The sequence below is a fragment of the Tenacibaculum sp. Bg11-29 genome (assembly GCF_002836595.1).
GTDB lineage: Bacteria > Bacteroidota > Bacteroidia > Flavobacteriales > Flavobacteriaceae > Polaribacter.
On record NZ_PJBB01000003.1, the window covers coordinates 4021851 to 4040299 of the forward strand.

Annotated in this window: 16 protein-coding genes; 12 read left to right on the top strand and 4 right to left on the bottom strand. The window is 29.4% G+C overall.

Annotated elements, in window-relative coordinates:
- Positions 1-9: 9 nt before the first annotated feature.
- Complete coding sequence (locus tag CXF68_RS18125; protein WP_101046507.1) at positions 10-480, bottom strand: Dps family protein; 471 nt, start codon at positions 478-480, stop codon at positions 10-12.
- A 114-nt stretch (positions 481-594) separates the two neighbouring features.
- Here CXF68_RS18125 and CXF68_RS18130 point away from each other — a divergent pair, with 114 nt between their 5' ends.
- On the top strand, positions 595-1536 hold the full coding sequence (locus tag CXF68_RS18130; RefSeq protein WP_101046508.1) for a hydrogen peroxide-inducible genes activator: 942 nt from the start codon (positions 595-597) through the stop codon (positions 1534-1536).
- A gap of 37 nt (positions 1537-1573) precedes the next feature.
- Here CXF68_RS18130 and CXF68_RS18135 read toward each other — a convergent pair whose 3' ends face one another.
- Positions 1574-3466 (bottom strand): SulP family inorganic anion transporter, encoded by a 1893-nt coding sequence (locus CXF68_RS18135; RefSeq protein ID WP_101046509.1) that lies wholly within the window; start codon positions 3464-3466, stop codon positions 1574-1576.
- Positions 3467-3611: 145 nt separating this feature from the next.
- Between CXF68_RS18135 and pyrR the strand changes: the two genes are divergently transcribed.
- The 5 genes from pyrR to CXF68_RS18160 are packed head-to-tail and all read left to right on the top strand — an operon-like array spanning position 3612 to position 6749.
- Positions 3612-4166, top strand: coding sequence for a bifunctional pyr operon transcriptional regulator/uracil phosphoribosyltransferase PyrR (gene pyrR, locus CXF68_RS18140; RefSeq protein ID WP_101046510.1), 555 nt, complete (start codon positions 3612-3614; stop codon positions 4164-4166).
- A 24-nt stretch (positions 4167-4190) separates the two neighbouring features.
- A complete protein-coding gene (locus tag CXF68_RS18145; RefSeq protein WP_101046511.1) occupies positions 4191-5123 on the top strand; it encodes an aspartate carbamoyltransferase catalytic subunit in 933 nt (310 codons plus the stop codon).
- A gap of 2 nt (positions 5124-5125) precedes the next feature.
- Entirely contained in the window at positions 5126-5458 is a 333-nt protein-coding gene (locus CXF68_RS18150; RefSeq protein ID WP_101046512.1) for a hypothetical protein, read from the top strand.
- A 31-nt stretch (positions 5459-5489) separates the two neighbouring features.
- On the top strand, positions 5490-5807 hold the full coding sequence (locus tag CXF68_RS18155; protein ID WP_101046513.1) for a T9SS type A sorting domain-containing protein: 318 nt from the start codon (positions 5490-5492) through the stop codon (positions 5805-5807).
- Complete coding sequence (locus tag CXF68_RS18160) at positions 5808-6749, top strand: ribonuclease Z (protein ID WP_101046514.1); 942 nt, start codon at positions 5808-5810, stop codon at positions 6747-6749. It abuts the gene before it with no gap.
- Here CXF68_RS18160 and CXF68_RS18165 read toward each other — a convergent pair.
- A complete protein-coding gene (locus CXF68_RS18165) occupies positions 6746-7108 on the bottom strand; it encodes a CoA-binding protein (RefSeq protein ID WP_101046515.1) in 363 nt (120 codons plus the stop codon). The two genes, CXF68_RS18160 and CXF68_RS18165, sit on opposite strands and share 4 nt — an antisense overlap.
- Before the next feature lie 95 nt (positions 7109-7203).
- Here CXF68_RS18165 and CXF68_RS18170 point away from each other — a divergent pair, with 95 nt between their 5' ends.
- Both CXF68_RS18170 and CXF68_RS18175 read left to right on the top strand, forming a co-directional pair.
- A complete protein-coding gene (locus CXF68_RS18170) occupies positions 7204-9672 on the top strand; it encodes an outer membrane beta-barrel family protein (RefSeq protein ID WP_101046516.1) in 2469 nt (822 codons plus the stop codon).
- 96 nt (positions 9673-9768) lie between these two features.
- The gene (locus CXF68_RS18175) at positions 9769-12147 is read left to right on the top strand and encodes an outer membrane beta-barrel family protein (RefSeq protein WP_101046517.1); all 2379 of its coding nucleotides are present in this window, start codon (positions 9769-9771) and stop codon (positions 12145-12147) included.
- 374 nt (positions 12148-12521) lie between these two features.
- On the opposite strand, the gene CXF68_RS18180 is transcribed toward CXF68_RS18175, so the two are convergent.
- Positions 12522-13529 carry a 3-oxoacyl-ACP synthase III family protein gene (locus tag CXF68_RS18180; RefSeq protein WP_101046518.1) on the bottom strand — a complete coding sequence of 336 codons (1008 nt, stop codon included), beginning with the start codon at positions 13527-13529 and terminating at the stop codon, positions 12522-12524.
- 107 nt (positions 13530-13636) lie between these two features.
- Here CXF68_RS18180 and CXF68_RS18185 point away from each other — a divergent pair, with 107 nt between their 5' ends.
- The 4 genes from CXF68_RS18185 (at position 13637) to CXF68_RS18200 (ending at position 18311) form a co-directional block, all read left to right on the top strand.
- The gene (locus CXF68_RS18185) at positions 13637-15028 is read left to right on the top strand and encodes a Gfo/Idh/MocA family protein (RefSeq protein WP_101046519.1); all 1392 of its coding nucleotides are present in this window, start codon (positions 13637-13639) and stop codon (positions 15026-15028) included.
- A gap of 129 nt (positions 15029-15157) precedes the next feature.
- Positions 15158-17071 (top strand): molecular chaperone HtpG, encoded by a 1914-nt coding sequence (gene htpG, locus CXF68_RS18190; protein ID WP_101046520.1) that lies wholly within the window; start codon positions 15158-15160, stop codon positions 17069-17071.
- A 215-nt stretch (positions 17072-17286) separates the two neighbouring features.
- Positions 17287-17652, top strand: a complete 366-nt coding sequence (locus CXF68_RS21235; protein WP_101046521.1) for a VF530 family DNA-binding protein — start codon at positions 17287-17289, stop codon at positions 17650-17652.
- 248 nt (positions 17653-17900) lie between these two features.
- Positions 17901-18311 carry a GNAT family N-acetyltransferase gene (locus CXF68_RS18200; protein WP_232771682.1) on the top strand — a complete coding sequence of 137 codons (411 nt, stop codon included), beginning with the start codon at positions 17901-17903 and terminating at the stop codon, positions 18309-18311.
- Positions 18312-18449: the final 138 nt, after the last annotated feature.

Consider the following 18449-nt stretch of genomic DNA (forward strand, 5'->3'; position numbering starts at 1 on the left):
TTATTAAAACTAAGCTAACCATGCATTTAACATCCATATTATTTTCTCTTGCTCAGCAATAAAGTCACTTATCATTGAATTTGTACCTTCATCATTTGCTTCTCCTGATAAATCTAAAATTCCTCTTTCAATTTTCAATAACTCAGATAATGATTCAACAACTAATTCTACTGCAGCAACATCTTTACTTATATTTTTCCCTACAGGAACTTTAGCTGCTTTTATATAATCATCAAAAGTATGTAATGGTGTTCCTTGTAAAGTTAAAATTCGTTCAGCAATTAAATCTACTTTTAACTGAGAATCTGTATATAACTCTTCAAACTTTACATGTAATTCAAAGAAACTTTTCCCTTTAATATTCCAATGTAAACCTCTTACATTTTGGTAGTATACCTGAAAATTAGCTAATAATACATTTAATTCTTTTACTAATTCAATTGATTTTTCTTTATCTAATCCTAAAACAGTTGTATTCATATTATTTTTATTTAGTTATTTATCTTTTGCTGTGCCAAAATTACATTCAAATAAACTAAAAAAACTATAAGCCTTATTGATAGTTTTAATATCTTTATCAAAAAATTTGATACAATGACAATCACACAGTTAAAATATACCCTTGCTGTAGCTGAATACAAGAACTTTACTATTGCTGCTGAGCACTGCTTTGTTACGCAACCCACTTTAAGTATGCAGATACAAAAACTGGAAGATGAATTAGAAGCTAAAATATTTAATCGCTCAAAAAAACCAATTGAATTAACAGAAGTTGGTGAAAAAATTATTGAACAGGCTAAAGTTATTGTTGATGAAAGTAATCGAATTATAGATATTGTTCATCAACAAAAAGGATATGTAGGTGGTGAGTTTAGACTTGGTATAATACCTACTGTTATGCCTACCTTATTACCAATGTTTTTAAAAACATTTAATAAAAATTACCCAAAGGTTCAATTAATTATTGAAGAATTAACTACTGAAGAAATCATTAGAAAGTTAACCGACGGACATATTGATGCTGCTTTAGCGGCAACACCTTTAGAGAATGAAGCTATAAAAGAACGTGTATTATACTACGAACCTTTTGTTGGCTTAATACCTAACGAACACCGCTTGTATCATCAGAAAAAGATTAAAATTGATGATTTAGAAGTTGATGACATTTTGCTTTTAGAAGATGGCCATTGCTTTAAAAACAGTATTATTAATTTGTGTAGAACCAATAAGAAAAATTCAACACATCATTTTCAATTAGAAAGTGGAAGTTTTGATACCCTTATAAAACTATCAAAAGATGGTTTAGGAATGACTTTATTACCTTATCTAAATACGCTGGATTTAAATGAACAAGATAAAGCACATTTAAGAGATTTCGAAACTCCGCCTCCAGCAAGAGAGGTTAGTTTAATATACCATAAATCTCAGCTTAAAATGCAATTAATTGAAGCTCTAAAAAGCACAATAGATAGTGTAGTAAGAGGTGCTATTGCTTTTAGTGATGTAGAGATTATTAGCCCAATAAATAAAATATAGTATATAAAAAATCCCGCAATTGCGGGATTTTTTATATTTAAAATTTATACTCTGATAAAGGCTTTGGAAAGTCTTCAGGGTTTGCTGCTAAATGATAACGAGGATCATCTACTGCTTCTTCTATAACTCCTCTAAAAATAGGACTTGCTTTATATAGTAACACCTTACAATCTTCACTTAAATGCTTAAGTATTACTTTTTTTCCTGCTGCTTGATACTTCTCTACCAATCCGAAAATAGCTTCAATGGCCGAGTGATCTGCAACTCTTGACTCTACAAAATCAATTTCTACAGTATCTGGATCATTTTTAATATCAAACTTCACATTAAAATCGGTAATACTTCCAAAAAATAAAGGCCCCCATATTTCATATACTTTGGTTCCATCTGGTTTTAGTCGTTTTCTTGCTCTAATTTTCTTAGCACTTGACCAAGCAAAAGATAATGCTGAGATTATAACACCTACAAATACTGCTATTGCTAAATCAAAAATTACTGTTACTGCCGATACTATAATTAAGACAAATACATCTGATTTAGGTATCTTATTCATAATTCTAAAACTAGACCAAGCAAAAGTTTCAATAACCATCATAAACATTACTCCTACTAAGGCTGCAATTGGCACTTGTTCAATATATTTATCTGCAAATAAAATAAAAGTTAATAAAGTTAACGACATCATTACTCCTGATAATCGTCCTCTACCACCTGCATTTATATTAATTACTGTTTGACCTATCATACCACAACCACCAGTACCACCAAATAAACCACTTACCATGTTTCCTGCACCTTGCGCTACACACTCTTTATTTCCGTTTCCTCTTGTTCCTGTTAACTCATCAACTAAATTCATTGTCATTAATGTTTCAATTAAACCAACAGAAGCGGCTAAGAAAGCATAAGGTGCAATGAATTTTAAGGTATCTAAATTAAAAGGTAAATTACTCCAAAGTTCAAATAAGTTTAATTTTTTAGAAATTTCATCTATCCCATTTAAACCAGCTCCTCCTCCATCTCTAATAAAATCACCTACATTAATTGAAGTTAAACCACTAAAAATTGAAATTAAAGTAACTATTAAAATAGCAGTTAAAGCTGCAGGTATCTTAGTTGTTAATTTTGGTAACCCCCATACAATAAGCATTGTTAATAATACTAAACCAATCATAGTATACAACTTTTTACCTTGCATTGTTGATTTTACAACCCCCGTATCTTTTACAGCATAAAACCCATCGTCTTTTACATTAAAAATAACTTTTTTAGTTATTGGATTAAAAACCTGACCATCAGCAATAACAAATTCTTCTTTACTTGTTTGAAAGTTGATAACTGAATTTTCTTTAACCTTATATATAATAGTACCAGATAATATATCCTTTACCTCATTATTATTTACATTATATACTAATTCTTTAGTTTCGGTTTTACGTTTGTTCTGACCAAAAAAATCTTTTGAATTTTCTGTAAACATTCCTAACTGAGCCATAAAAATAACAATAGCTAATCCGTTTACAAACCCCATCATTACAGGGTGTGGTATTAATCGCACAAATTTACCTAACTTAAAGACACCTGCTAACACTTGTATAATTCCCATTAAAACGACTGCTGCTAACAAATAAAAATAACCCATATTTTCTACAGGGTTATCAAATAAAAGGCCTTTAGCATGTCCTTCTTGAATCATGTGAACAAAAATAACCGCTACAGCACCAGCAGCTCCAGATATTAAACCTGGTCTACCTCCAAATATAGCTGAAATTATTCCTACTACAAAAGCACCAAATAATGCTACAATAGGACTTATTTGAGCTACAAAAGCAAAAGCTACCACTTCAGGTATCATTGCTAAAGAAACTGTTATACCCGCTAACGTATCGTCTTTAATCTTAAGTTTCTTGTTTTTAATATATTTCATCATAATATTCTAGGCTATTGTAAAAGTTGGCAAATGTAAAGATAATTTTATTCATATAGTTTTATGTTTAATCAACTTTAATTTTGCGGACATAATTTTTTACTTTATTTTTGAACGTTGAATTATCGAACCAATTTGATAGCAAAACATGAGCAGGAAAATACTACTTACTTCGAAAGATATTGAAATCATTCTGCATCGATTAGCATGCCAGTTAATCGAAAATCATAACGATTTTTCTAATACTGTTTTAATAGGTCTTCAACCAAGAGGAACTTTTTTAGCTAAACGATTAGCTAAATTATTAACAGACCAGTATCATATTAAAGATTTACAATTAGGGTTTTTAGATATTACCTTTTATCGTGATGATTTTCGTAGAAGAGATGAACCGTTAGAAGCTACATCAACTAAAATTGATTTTTTAATTGAAGGGAAAAAAGTAGTAATTATTGACGATGTTCTCTATTCAGGAAGAAGTGTGCGAAGCGCTTTAACAGCTATTCAGTCATATGGAAGACCAGATAACATAGAATTATTAGTCTTAATCGATCGTCGTTTTAGTCGTCACTTACCAATTCAACCTAATTACAGAGGTAGACAAGTAGATGCTATTAACGAAGAAAACGTGATTGTTAATTGGCTAGAAACTCACAAAAAAGATACTATTTACCTAGAAAGCAAGCCTACAAAGCTTGATTAGTTATGATTATAAAAATAAACTAAGATGAAGCAGTTAAGTGTTGAAAATTTATTAGGTATTAAGTACCTTAACAAAAATGATTTAGAGCTTATTTTTGAAACTGCTTCACATTTTAAAGAAGTTATAAATAGACCTATTAAAAAAGTACCTTCTCTTCGAGATATTACCATTGCTAATCTATTTTTTGAAAATAGTACACGTACAAAATTATCATTTGAATTAGCTGAGAAACGATTATCTGCCGATGTTATTAATTTTTCTGCAGGACAATCATCAGTAAAGAAAGGAGAAACTTTAATAGATACCGTAAACAATATTTTATCAATGAAGGTAGATATTGTTGTGATGCGTCATGCAAGTGTTGGTGCAGGAATATTTTTATCGAAACATGTAGATGCTAGAATAATAAATGCTGGTGATGGAACTCATGAACATCCTACCCAAGCTTTATTAGATAGTTTCTCTATGCGTGAAGCTTTAAATAGTAATTTAAAAGGTAAAAAAATTGTTATTGTTGGTGATGTTTTACACTCTCGTGTTGCATTATCTAACATATTTGCTTTACAGTTACAAGGTGCAAAAGTAAAAGTTTGTGGGCCAACAACTTTAATTCCTCGATATATTTCTAGCTTAGGTGTTGAAGTTGAAACAAATTTAAAAAAGGCCTTAGAATGGTGTGATGTAGCCAACGTTTTACGTGTACAACACGAACGTATGGATATTAAATACTTTCCATCAACAAGAGAATATACACAGCTTTTTGGGATTAATAAAGAACTACTAGATAGTCTTGGCAAAGAAATTGTAATTATGCACCCAGGTCCTATAAACCGAGGAGTAGAACTAACAAGTGATGTTGCTGACAGTAATCAATCTATCATCTTAAATCAGGTAGAAAATGGTGTAGCCGTACGAATGGCTGTTATGTATTTATTAGCACAGCAAATAAAGAGATAGTTATGAAGATAGAAGAAAAAACTAGCTATGTTTTAATTAGCCCAGAAGAAAAAACTTTTTTAGATTTCATATCAATATTTAATAATGAACATGATAAGTTAAAAAACAAACACCTTATTATTAAAATTTTAGATAATTTTAATGCTTCTAAAGAAAATATTTCACTATTTTTGGAGTATTCAAATGAGCACCAAAATAATGGCACGTCTTTTGTAATAATATCAAAAAACGTGAATGTTGATGATTTTCCAGAAACATTTAATATTGTTCCAACATTAGTTGAAGCTGAAGATGTTATAGACATGGAAAATATTCAACGCGATTTGGGTTTTTAACATTTTATTTATTACCCCTAAATGAATACATATGGTAAAAAAAATACTTTTTTTATTCTTATTAGTCACCTTATCTAGCTTTTCTCAAAAAAAGTCTATTGATGGTTTGGTTGTTTCACCAAACCCTTTTACTACTACTACTACTATATTTATTAACTCTAAAGTTAGTCAAAATGTAATTTTAACTGTTAGAAATGTACTCGGTAAAACTGTATATTCTAAAAGAATTAAAATTACAAACGGACGTAATTCTATTCCTTTTGATCGTAACGATTTAAAATCAGGTATGTATATTTATGCTATTCAGAATAATAAAGAAGTAATATCTAAACGTTTTGTAATACGATAAATGAGCTTAAACTTAACTATTTTAGGTTGCCATTCAGCAACTCCTAGAGTAAACTCACACCCTACATCTCAATATTTAGAAATTAATAACAATCATTTTTTAATTGATTGTGGTGAAGGTACGCAAAGACAAATGCGAAAATATAAAATTGGTTTTTCTAAAATAAACCATATTTTTATTTCTCATTTGCATGGTGATCATTTTTTTGGATTAATAGGACTTATATCTACTTTTGGAATTTTAAATCGAGAAAAAGATTTACATATCTATGGACCAAAAGGAATTAAAGAAGTTACAACTCTTCAATTAAAACTTTCAAAATCTTGGACAAAATACCATATATTTTTTCACGAATTAGAGTCTAAAGAAAGTGAATTAATTTTTGAAGACGATAAAGTTACTGTTCATACAATACCATTAGATCATCGAGTTTATACAAATGGTTTCTTATTTACAGAAAAAGAAAAGCCTAGAAAATTACATATTGGTAATATTGAACAGTATAAAGAAATAGATACTTGTGATTTTCATAACATTAAAGCAGGAAAAAATTTTACTTTATCTACTGGTGAGGTTATTTTAAATTCTGAACTAACAATTGACCCACCTAAACCAAAAGCCTTTGCTTTTTGTAGTGATACTAGTTATAAACCAAGTATTGTACCTATAATTAAAAATGTAGATTTACTATATCATGAAGCTACTTTTTTAAAAGACAGGGAAAATTTGTGTGAAAAAACAAAACATTCTACTGCTGAACAAGCTGCTGAAATTGCGAATAATGCAAATGTAAATAAATTAATTATTGGTCATTATTCTAGCAGGTATTCAAACATACAAGATTTTAAAAAAGAGGCTCAAACTATTTTTAAAAATGTAGAATTAGCTGAAGCTGGAAAAAAATACACTCCAAACGCTTCACCTATTACAATTCTAAATTAATATTGATTCGTTGATAACAATACCAACGTACAAGCGATCTCTGATTTTATTCCATTTTCTTTTAAAAGTTCATAAAACGCAGTATTTTCTGTTCCAGGATTAAAAATCACCCTCTGAGGTTTTAAGCTTATTATATAATCATAGTACTCTTTCTGTCGTTCTGAATTTAAATATAATGTAACTGTATCAATATCGTTAAATTTTATTTTTTCAGCTTCAATAACAACACCTAATACCTTTCCCTTTCTTAAACCAACAGCCGAGGTTTTTATCTCTCTACCTATCAATCTTTTAATAGCAATATTTGAATATCTTGTAGGATTCAAAGAAGCTCCAATAACTAAAGTATTTTTTTTCATAATTGTTAATAATACGTTAAACTCAGTTAATTACAGTAACGAAAGTAATCAATAGTAAGTCTACTAAGTATCAAAAACAATTCAAAACAAACAAAATGAAAAAAATAATATTAATCCTTTTAACTGTATTTAGTGTGAATATGTTTGCGCAAATGCCTAAAAGTAGCTTACCTAAACCAGGTACTGTTTCAGGTAAAGTTATCGATAAAATAACCAAAGAACCTTTACCATATGTAAATATTATAATCAAAGACTCTGCCAAGAAAATTATAACTGGTGGAATAACAAATGACAATGGTACATTTTCTATTAAAAATATCCCAGAAGGAAAGGTTATTATTGAAATTCAATTTATAGGATATAAAACAGTTTCTAGACCAATTACTGTTAGCTCTAAAAATAAAAAAATTAATCTTGGTACTATATCTTTAAATGAAGATTCTACAACCTTAGATGAAATTGAAGTAAGAGCTGAAACTTCTACTGTTGTTCAGAAAATAGATAGAAAAGTAATTAATGTTGGTAAAGATTTAACTTCTGCAGGTGCGACTGCTTCTGAATTATTAAACAACGTACAATCTGTAAGTGTTGATAGTCAATCAGGAGAATTAAGCTTACGTGGAAATTCTAATGTTCGTGTTTTAGTTGATGGTAAACCTACAAACATGAGTTCTGCTCAATTACTACAACAAATACCTTCAACCTCTATTAAGAGTATTGAATTAATTACCAACCCTTCTGCTAAGTACAATCCTGAAGGAATGAGTGGTATTATAAATATAATTCTAAATAAAAGTGCCAACATTGGTTTTAATGGTTCTATTAATACAGGAATTACTCATGGAGAAAATACGAGATACAATGGTTCATTAAATATGAATTATAAAACCGGTAAAGTCAATTTTTACACAAATTTAGGTTACAATGCTGGTAAACGCCATAACTTTGGTTATGTTAATAGAACTGGAAGTAGTGCTTCTTCTCAAAACTTTATTTTTGACAATGATAAAAAGTCATACTTAGTAAAATTTGGTGCAGACATTTATATCAATGATAAAAACACCTTATCTTTTTATACTACACAAAACAGGTCTGATGCTTTTAATACTGGTTCTGTGAAAATATATGAAGGAAGTTCATTAGTTACCAATGCTCCTAATACATCTGATAATGATAATACTTCAGGTACTTACAATTTAAATTACAAAATTGATTTTAACAAAGAAGGTCATAATCTAGAAGTTGAAGCTACTTATTCTGATTCAGAAAATGATGAAAATGCAATTACGAATGAAACTATAATCCCTACAAGCGATTCTAAATATAAATTTTTAAATTATTTTAATACTATTAAAAATAATAGAAATAATACATTAATTAACATTGATTATACAAACCCAATATCAAAAAACGGAAAATTAGAACTTGGTTTAGAATATAGAACTAACGAAACAAAAAACGGAAACAATACAGATCAATATGGGTTAAAAGTAGATAGTAACGGGAATTTAGTTCTAGACCCTATTAACAACACGCCTATTATAGAAGCGATTGGTAACTCTTCTTTTACATACAATAGAGATATCTTTTCAGGTTATGTAAATTACGGTCATAAATTTAACAAAATAACCATGCAACTTGGGGCACGTTTAGAACAATATAATGTAAATGGAAACTTTACAAATAAAAATGAAACGAAACCTTATACTGATAATATTTTTAGTTTTTACCCATCAGCTTTTTTCACTTATAACCCATCTGATAAAAATCAATTCCAATTAAGCTATAGCCGTAGAGTTGACAGACCATCTATTGGACAAGTAAACCCGATTAGAGAATGGAGTACCCCGCTAATTACATCTGTTGGTAATCCTAATTTAAAACCTCAATTTACAAATTCATTTGAAGTAAATTATACTAGAAAAATAAAAGGAGGATCACTTACTTTTGGAACATTTTACAGAAAAGTAACTGATGAAATTTCAACCATCCTATATAAAGACCCATCAGATAACACCAACACTAGACAAATAAAATCAGATCAAAATTTTGATGGAAATGACAGATATGGTTTCGAAATGTCTAGTAATTATAGAATAACAAAATGGTGGAGAGCAAATGCTAGTTTAGATGTATACTCACAAACATTAAAAGGACTTGTTAGCGGAGTACAAAAAGAAGTAAAGAATACTGCTTTTAACACAAGATTAAGTAATAGTTTTACAGCAACTAAAAAATTGAAGTTTCAATTATTCGCCATGTACAGAGGTGCTAACAAAAACTTACAATTTAATATTGACCCAATGTGGATGATTAATACTGGAGCTAGTTATAAAGTATTGAAAGGAAAAGGAAATATTACTTTTAGAGTAAATGATATTTTTAAAGGAATGAAATTTAGATTTAACTCTACCGATCCATATACTCAAACAGGTCAATTTAACTGGGAAAGCAGAACTGCATATATAGGTTTCAACTATAGGTTTGGTGGTGGTAAAAACAAAGCCAAACGCAGAAGAAATAGAGACAATAATGAAAAAAGCGGTGGCGGTGGTTTTATATAACAAAACCTCTTTTATTTAAACTATATAATACAAAAAAAACCAAAGATAATACTTTGGTTTTTTTTGTTATATTTATCAAATAAAAGTCCCCTTTAAATGAAAAAGTTAATAATACTAATTTTATTAGTATGTATACATGGTTATAGCTATGCTCAAGTTGCTAAAATTACAGGTAAAGTAGTAGATTCAAAATCTAAATCACCTCTTAGTTACGTTACCATTTCTTGCAGAGATGCCAACAATAAAATTATTGACGGTACAGTTACCAACGAAAAAGGTGAATTTATTCTTAAAAAGAAACCTAAGAAAAAAGTTTTTTTAAATTTTCAATTTATTGGTTACACAACTCAAACTAAAGAAATAGAATTAAATTCTACCAATCTTAACATTGGTGTAATTTATTTACAAGAACATTTAACCAACATAGATGAAATAGAAATACAAGCTAAAACCACAACAATAACTCAGAAAATAGACAGAAAAATAGTTAATGTTGGTAATGATTTAACTACTGCTGGTACTAATGCTTTTGAAATGTTACAAAATGTACCTTCAGTTGACATAAATTATTTAAATAATGAAATTACTTTTAGAGGTAGCGCAGGTGTACTTATTTTAATAGACGGTAAACCTTCTAATTTAAGTTCATCTCAATTATTAAAATCAATTCCCTCTTCAACAATAAAGAGTGTAGAATTAATATCTAATCCATCAGCAAAATACAATCCTGAAGGAATGAGTGGTATTATTAATATAATTCTTAAAAAGAACGCTATAATTGGTTTTAACGGAAGTGTTACTACTGGTATTGAGCATAGTAAAAACACACGCTTAAATACTAACTTAAATCTAAACTACAAAACAGGTAGTTTTAATTTCTACACTAATTATAACAAAGACTGGGGAGATTTAGAAACAGATTATCACTTGAATAGAAATGATAAAAACATTACACAATTTTTAGACCACCTTGACAAATACAGTGATCATAACTTTAAAATAGGTGCTGATATTAATTTAAATAAAAAAAACACATTATCTCTATACACCTCTCAATATTTTAGTTATTCTGATTTTTATACAAATGGTTTTATTCACGAAAACAATGCTTTAAAATTACATACTCCTAACCTTTCTGTATATAGTTATTCTGAAAGTGCTTACAATATTGATTACAAATTAAACTTAGATGACAAAGGCCATTCTTTTGAAATAGAACTTAATTACTCAATAAATAAAAACCCAGAAAATTCAACTAACAAAGAAATATTAAATCCTAATTCAAAACTATACAACTATAATAATAACATAACTGACAACAGAAACACATGGTTGATTAACTTAGATTATACTAAACCTCTCGCAAAAGGAAAACTAGAGCTAGGTGTTGAAGCAAGAATACACAGTACATTTAACCAAATACTAACAGATCAAGAAATAGCAATAGCCACTACTGTTAATACACCTAAAGGAAATACTCGTTTTAGTTATGACAGAAATATCTATTCTGGGTATCTTAATTATAATAAAGATTTTAAAAAGTTTTCTTTTCAAACAGGTTTACGCTTCGAACAATTTAATGTTGATGGTCTTTTTAAAAACACACAACAAACAACGTTAGATAATTATTCTGATGATACTTTTAATATTTACCCTTCTGCATACTTAAGTTATTCACCTTCTGAAAAAAATCAGTTTCAAGCTTCCTATAGTAATCGTGTAAATAGACCTAGTATAGAACAAGTAACTCCAATACAAGAATTTACGTCTCCTTATATCATTTCTTTTGGTAATCAAAAATTAACACCGCAATACACTAATTCTTTTGAAGTAAACTATACAAGAAGTTTAACGAATGGGTATTTAACTTTTGGGCTCTTTTACAGAAAAACATCTGACAAAATAGGTAAAAACATTACTTTAAATCAAGTAGATAAAAACATTCAATATATTTCATACCAAAATTACAACAATTCAGATAGTTATGGTCTTGAAGGATACGCTTCTTTAAAACCTACAAAATGGTGGACTTTCTCTTCGAGTTTTAGTTTATATATACAAGATAAATTTGGTTTATTAAATAACAAACAAACAAGTGTAAAAAACACCGTGTTTAGAGCGAATATTTCAAACAATTTTAAAATATCTAAAAAATTAAAATTACAAATATCCGGTTTATACAAAAGTAAATCAGAAGGAATTCAATTTACGGTATCTCCATTTTATACGATCAATGCAGCTTTAAAGTTATCCATTTTAAAAAATAAAGCAGCAATTAAATTAAGAGCTAGTGATATTTTTAACACTTTAAATTACACTTTCTCTTCAACAAACCCATATTCACAAAACGGTCATTATATTTTAGAAAGGAATACTCTTTATCTTGAATTCTTATATAAGTTTGGTACTAATAAATCTAAAAAAAGGAACCGTAAAGAACGTGATAAAAATGAAACTAGCGGAGGTTTATTTTAATAAACAACTCCCTAAAACGATTACCACACACAACATAAAACACTACAATAAAATAAATTAAACATCGCCTATCTATCTTAAATTTCCAATAAGAACATACTTATGAAAATATAAAAAACTTAAGGAAAACCTTAACAAAACCAGAGCTCTTAATAGTAAAAGGATTAGGAATAATGATATCTGATAATTGTATGAAAGCGGAAGATCCTATTGAGTGTGAATGTAACAAAAACAAAAAACTAAGGTTAGTCGTTTGCGACTAAAAGTAACTAATTTAAACATTCTCTTTACAGGCTCTATTTATTACTAAATAACATTTAAAACAAAAAAACCGAAGTATCTACTTCGGTTTTTTTGTTTGGTGTTAGTTATTATTACCAACGAATCACTACAGACCCCCAAGTAAACCCACTACCAAAAGCAGCTAATACTACTAAATCATTATCTTTAATTTTACCCAACTCCCAAGCTTCGGTTAAAGCAATAATTACAGAAGCAGCAGTTGTATTACCATACTTCATAATATTATTATGTACTTTATCATCACTTAATTGAAACTTCTTTTGAATAAACTGAGCAATACGTAAATTTGCTTGATGCGGAATCAACATATCAATATCATCTTTTTGTAACCCGTTTGCTTCTAAACCTTCAACAATAGCTTCAGAAAAACGACCAATTGCATGTTTAAATACAAATTGCCCATCCATATATGGAAAATAAGATTGATCATCTGGATCGTTCTTATCTAAAATTTCAGGTACCCAACGCTGTGTAGATGGTCCTTCTAAAACTAATTTTTTAGCATATTTACCTTCCGAGTGTAAATGAGTAGATAAAATACCTTTTCCTTTTTCTTCACTTCTAGATAAAACAGCCGCTCCTGCTCCATCACCAAAAATAACAGTTACACCTCTACCACGAGTTGAGCGCTCTAATCCACCAGAATGGTTTTCCGCTCCAATTACAAGAATATTTTTATACATCCCTGTTTTAATAAATTGATCTGCAACCGACATTGCATAAATAAATCCTGAACATTGGTTACGTACATCTAACGCACCAATAGTTGGCATATCTAACATCTCTTGTACCTGTACTCCACCTCCTGGAAAATACATATCTGGACTTAGTGTTGCAAAAACGATAAAATCAATATCATCTTTTGTTAAACCAGCACGTTCAATAGCTATTCGAGAAGCTTTTGCCCCCATAACAGCAGTTGTATCTCCTGATTTTGGATCTATCCAACGACGCTCTTTAATACCAGTTCTCTCCTGAATCCATTCATCAGAAGTATCCATAAACTCCTTTAAGTCGTTATTAGTTACTACATTTTCTGGCACGTAATACCCTAATCCTGTAATCTTTGAATTGTACATATGTTATGTTGATTTTAGACGTTGTTTGCAAATTTTTAACCTTCAAAAATAGTCATAATTTAATACCTTTACAAAAAGCATAAACAACAAACACTAATCTACTTAACATGAACAGAAAAGACTTTCTTTCTCTATCAACAAAAGCTGCAATTTTTTTTGGATTATCTACTGCAATCTCTTGTAAAGACGAAGCCGAAAAAAAAATTGCCCCTATATTAAATAAAACTGCAAAAGGAACTGCTTTCGGCTTAACAGCCCCAAAAATAGATAAGGTTAATGTCGGAATTATTGGCTGTGGTAATCGTGGGCAGACTTTAATTCAAATGTTTGATTGGTTAATAAAAAACAACAATGCAGATATAGTTGCTATTTCTGATTTAAATAAAGAAAAAACAGCTAAGTTAAATGAACACTTACAAAAAAAGCATAATAGAAATGCCCAAGAATATTATGGAAATGCAGATGAATGGAAAAAATTAGTAGATAGAGATGATATTGATTTACTAATTATTGCTACTCCTTGGGAAATGCATACACCAATGGCTTTATATGGAATGGAAAAAGGTAAACATGTTGCCTGCGAAGTTCCTGTTGCATACACAATGGATGATTGTTGGAAATTAGTTGAAACTGCAGAACGTACCCAAAAACATTGTATGATGATGGAAAATTGCTGTTTTAACAATGAAGAACTTTGGGTTTTAAATATGGTAAACCAAGGTGTTTTTGGTGATCTTACACATGCTGAAGGTGCTTACATACATGATTTACGTAAACATTTATTAGATGAAAAATATTACGAAAATCAATGGAGAATAAAACATCATCTAAATAAAGATGGTAACTTTTATACAACGCATGGTTTAGGGCCAATTAGTCAATATATGGATATTGGTCGTGGAGATACGTATGATCATGTTGTTTCTATGAGTTCTAGAGAAAAAAGTTTAAGTGATGCAGCTAAACACGCAGGTATAAATAAATTCTCAAATGTTAAATGCGGTGATATGAATACCACCATGATTAAAACTAAATTAGGTAAAACTATAATGTTACAATTTGATGTTCATACAGGTAGACCTTACGACCGATTAAACACACTTGTTGGTACAAAAGCTGTACACGAAGGCTACCCATCTAAACTATATATTAATGAAGATGAGCTAGCTTGGTGGGGACATAATTGGTTAGAAAAAGAAAAGTATAATGAGTATAGAGAAAAGTATAATCACCCTCTTTGGAATAAATTAAAAACTCAAATTTCAGATAATTCTGTTGGTCACGGAGGAATGGATTTTGTTATGATTTATCGTTTAATTAAGTGTTTAAACCAAGGGTTACCTTTAGATATTAATGTGTATGATAGTGTTTTATGGAGTGCTATTACACCACTTTCAGAACTCTCTGTTGCTCAAAATAGTAGCTCGGTTAAAGTTCCTGATTTTACTGGAGGAACCTGGAAAAATAAAAACACAACAGAAATGCTGAGGAATATATAAGCTCTTTAATTTATTAACGTCAACAACATTTGTTGGCGTTTTTTATGTCATCTTGTCACAAAATTATTTTTGGTATTTTTTTTGACTACTCTACTTCTTAGAAAACAATATCAAACAAAATATATAATTATGAGTAAAGGAAGTATTAATGTATCGGTAGAGAATATATTCCCACTGATTAAAAAATTCTTGTATTCTGACCACGAAATATTTTTACGTGAGTTAATTTCTAACGGAACAGATGCAACTACAAAATTAAAGCACTTAATTTCTATTGGTGAAGCTAAAACTGAATTAGGTGATGCTAAAATTGAAATTAGCATTAATAAAGAGGCTAAAACCATAACCATTAAAGATCAAGGTTTAGGTATGACAGCTGATGAGGTTGAAAAATACATTAACCAAATTGCTTTTTCTGGAGCTGAAGAGTTTTTAGATAAGTATAAAGATGATAAAAACGAAACTGGTGTAATTGGTCACTTTGGTTTAGGTTTTTATTCTGCTTTTATGGTTGCTGATAAGGTTGAGTTAATCACAAAATCTTTTAAAGACGAACCTGCTGCACATTGGGCATGTGATGGCTCTCCTGAATTCACTTTAGAAGCTCATGACAAATCTGACAGAGGAACAGAAATTATTTTACATATTGCTGACGATTCTACTGAGTTTTTAGAAGAAGCAAAAATTGGTGGCTTATTAAACAAATACAATCGTTTTAACCAAGTGCCAATTAAATTTGGAACTAAAAAAGTTAACGATCCTGATTTTACACCACAAACTACAACTGATGCCGAAGGTAAAGAAACTACTGAGCCTCACAAACAGATTGAAGTTGATGCAATTATCAATAATACAAATCCTGCCTGGACAAAAGCGCCTGCTGATTTAAGTGATGAAGATTATACAAACTTCTATAGAGAATTGTATCCAATGCAATTTGAGGAGTCTTTATTTCACATTCACTTAAATGTAGACTATCCATTTAACTTAACAGGAATTTTATTCTTCCCTAAGTTAACACAGAACTTAGATATGCAAAAGGATAAAATCCAATTGTATCAAAACCAAGTATATGTAACTGATAATGTTGAAGGAATTGTACCTGACTTTTTACAAATGTTAAAAGGTGTTATCGATTCTCCAGATATTCCATTAAATGTTTCTCGTTCTGGTTTACAAGCAGACGGAGCAGTAAAGAAAATCGCTGGTTATATTACTAAAAAAGTAGGTGATAAATTAGCTTCTTTATTCAAAAAAGATCGTGCTGATTTTGAACAAAAATGGAACGATATTAAAGTAATTATCGAATACGGAATGTTATCGGAAGATAAATTTATGGATAAAGCGAAGAAATTTGCTTTATATCCTACTGTAAGCGATACTTATTTCACTTTTGATGAGTTAGTTGAAAAAACTAAAGATTCTCAAACTGATAAAGATGGAAATCACATAATCTTATATGCTTCTAACAAAGACGCACAACACAGTTATATTCAAGATGCAACTGCAAAAGGATATGAAGTGGTTGTATTAGATTCTCCAATCGTATCGCACTTAATGCAAAAACTAGAAACTTCAGGTGAATCTAAAGTTCAGTTTACTCGTGTAGATTCTGATTTTATTGATAATTTAATTAAGAAAGACGAAGCTGTTATATCTAAATTAACTGATGAGGAAAAAGAAACCTTAAAACCAGTTATTGAAGGTGTAATTGCATCACAAACATATACTGTTCAATTAGAATCTATGGATTCTTCTTCGTCTCCTTTCTTAATTACCGTACCAGAATTTATGCGTCGTATGAAAGAAATGCAAGCTTCTGGTGGTGGAGGCGGAATGATGGGAATGGGTAATTTACCTGAAATGTATAACTTAGTTGTTAATACAAATCACCCATTAGTTTCTGAAATCTTAAATGCTGATGAAGACAAGAAAAAAGGATTAATTACACAAGCTTTCGATTTAGCAAAGTTATCTCAAAACCTATTACATGGTGAAGAGTTAACTAACTTTATTAAGCGTTCTTACGAGTTGATTAAGTAATTGTAAGTCATTAGGAGCGAAGCAATCTGTTATTAAAAAGATTGCCACGTCATTCTTCCTCGCAATGACAAATAAAATCCAAAACCTCTTTGTTAACTCAAAGAGGTTTTTTTTTGCAGAACTTCTTAAAAAATCTACTAAATTTGTTTAATTGCTAATATAAATTATTAAAAACATTTATATTATTATAGTTAGCACAACACAAAACATCAGTAATGGATACAGTAAACGACCAAATTAATGAACCAATACAATCTGAAGAGTTTACAAATACAGATTTTAAGCCAAAGACTAACGAACAATTAAATAAAGAAAACCCTACAAGACAAAATAGAAAACAAGCAACTGAAGAGCAACTTAATAATCCATTACATGGAGTTAAACTTACTCAGCTTCTAGATCGTTTAGTAACATATTATGGCTGGGAATATCTGGCAGAACGTGTAAATATTCGTTGTTTTAAATACAACCCTAACATGAAGTCTAGTTTAGGTTTTTTAAGAAAAACAGATTGGGCTAGAGAGCATGTTGAAGATGTTTATTTAGATATGTTAGAAGAACAACAATCTTCTAGTAAATAATAAAAACACATCAACAATACATAAAAAGGTGTGCGTGAATTTGAGTTTAAAAATCGAAAGTAAATGTATATTTCACTTTTTAATTCTATATTAAATACACCTATAAGCAACATATACTTTATAAAAATCTTAAAAATCTAGAAATTATTAAAATATCAAAAGCGAATTCAACACAAGCAAAACTTTTTTCAGAAATTAGTTTAGCTTCTTTTTTACCTGCTCATGGTCATTCTGCTCCTACAAAAGACATGGATACCTATATTGCTAATAATTTTAAAGAAAGCCACTTTATAAAAGAGTTGGAAAGTACCGAAAATGAATATTATTTACTAGAATATAAAAACAAAACTGCTGGTTATTCTAAGATAATTTTTAACAAAACCTGTAAAGGTGTTTTAGCTAAAAACATAACCTATATGAGTAGATTATATTTACTGGAAGAGTTTTATGGTTTAGGTATTGGTAAAAAATTATTCGCTTTTAATATCGCCTTATGTAAAGATAATAATCAAGCAGGAATTTGGCTAAACGTTTGGGTAGAGAATAAAAAAGCTATTCAGTTTTATGAAAAATCAGGTTTTAAAATAATCGGAAAAAGTGATTTTCAAATATCAGAAACACACTCAAACCCAAATCATATTATGTATTTAGAATTTTAATTAACACAAAACTTACTTTATATATATATTAATCAAAAAATTGATGATCTCTATTATATCTAATAGAGATCATCAATTTTTATTTATTTCGTTCCCAATAGAAAAACTTGCCCCTAAACGCAAGAAGTCTTTTTACAA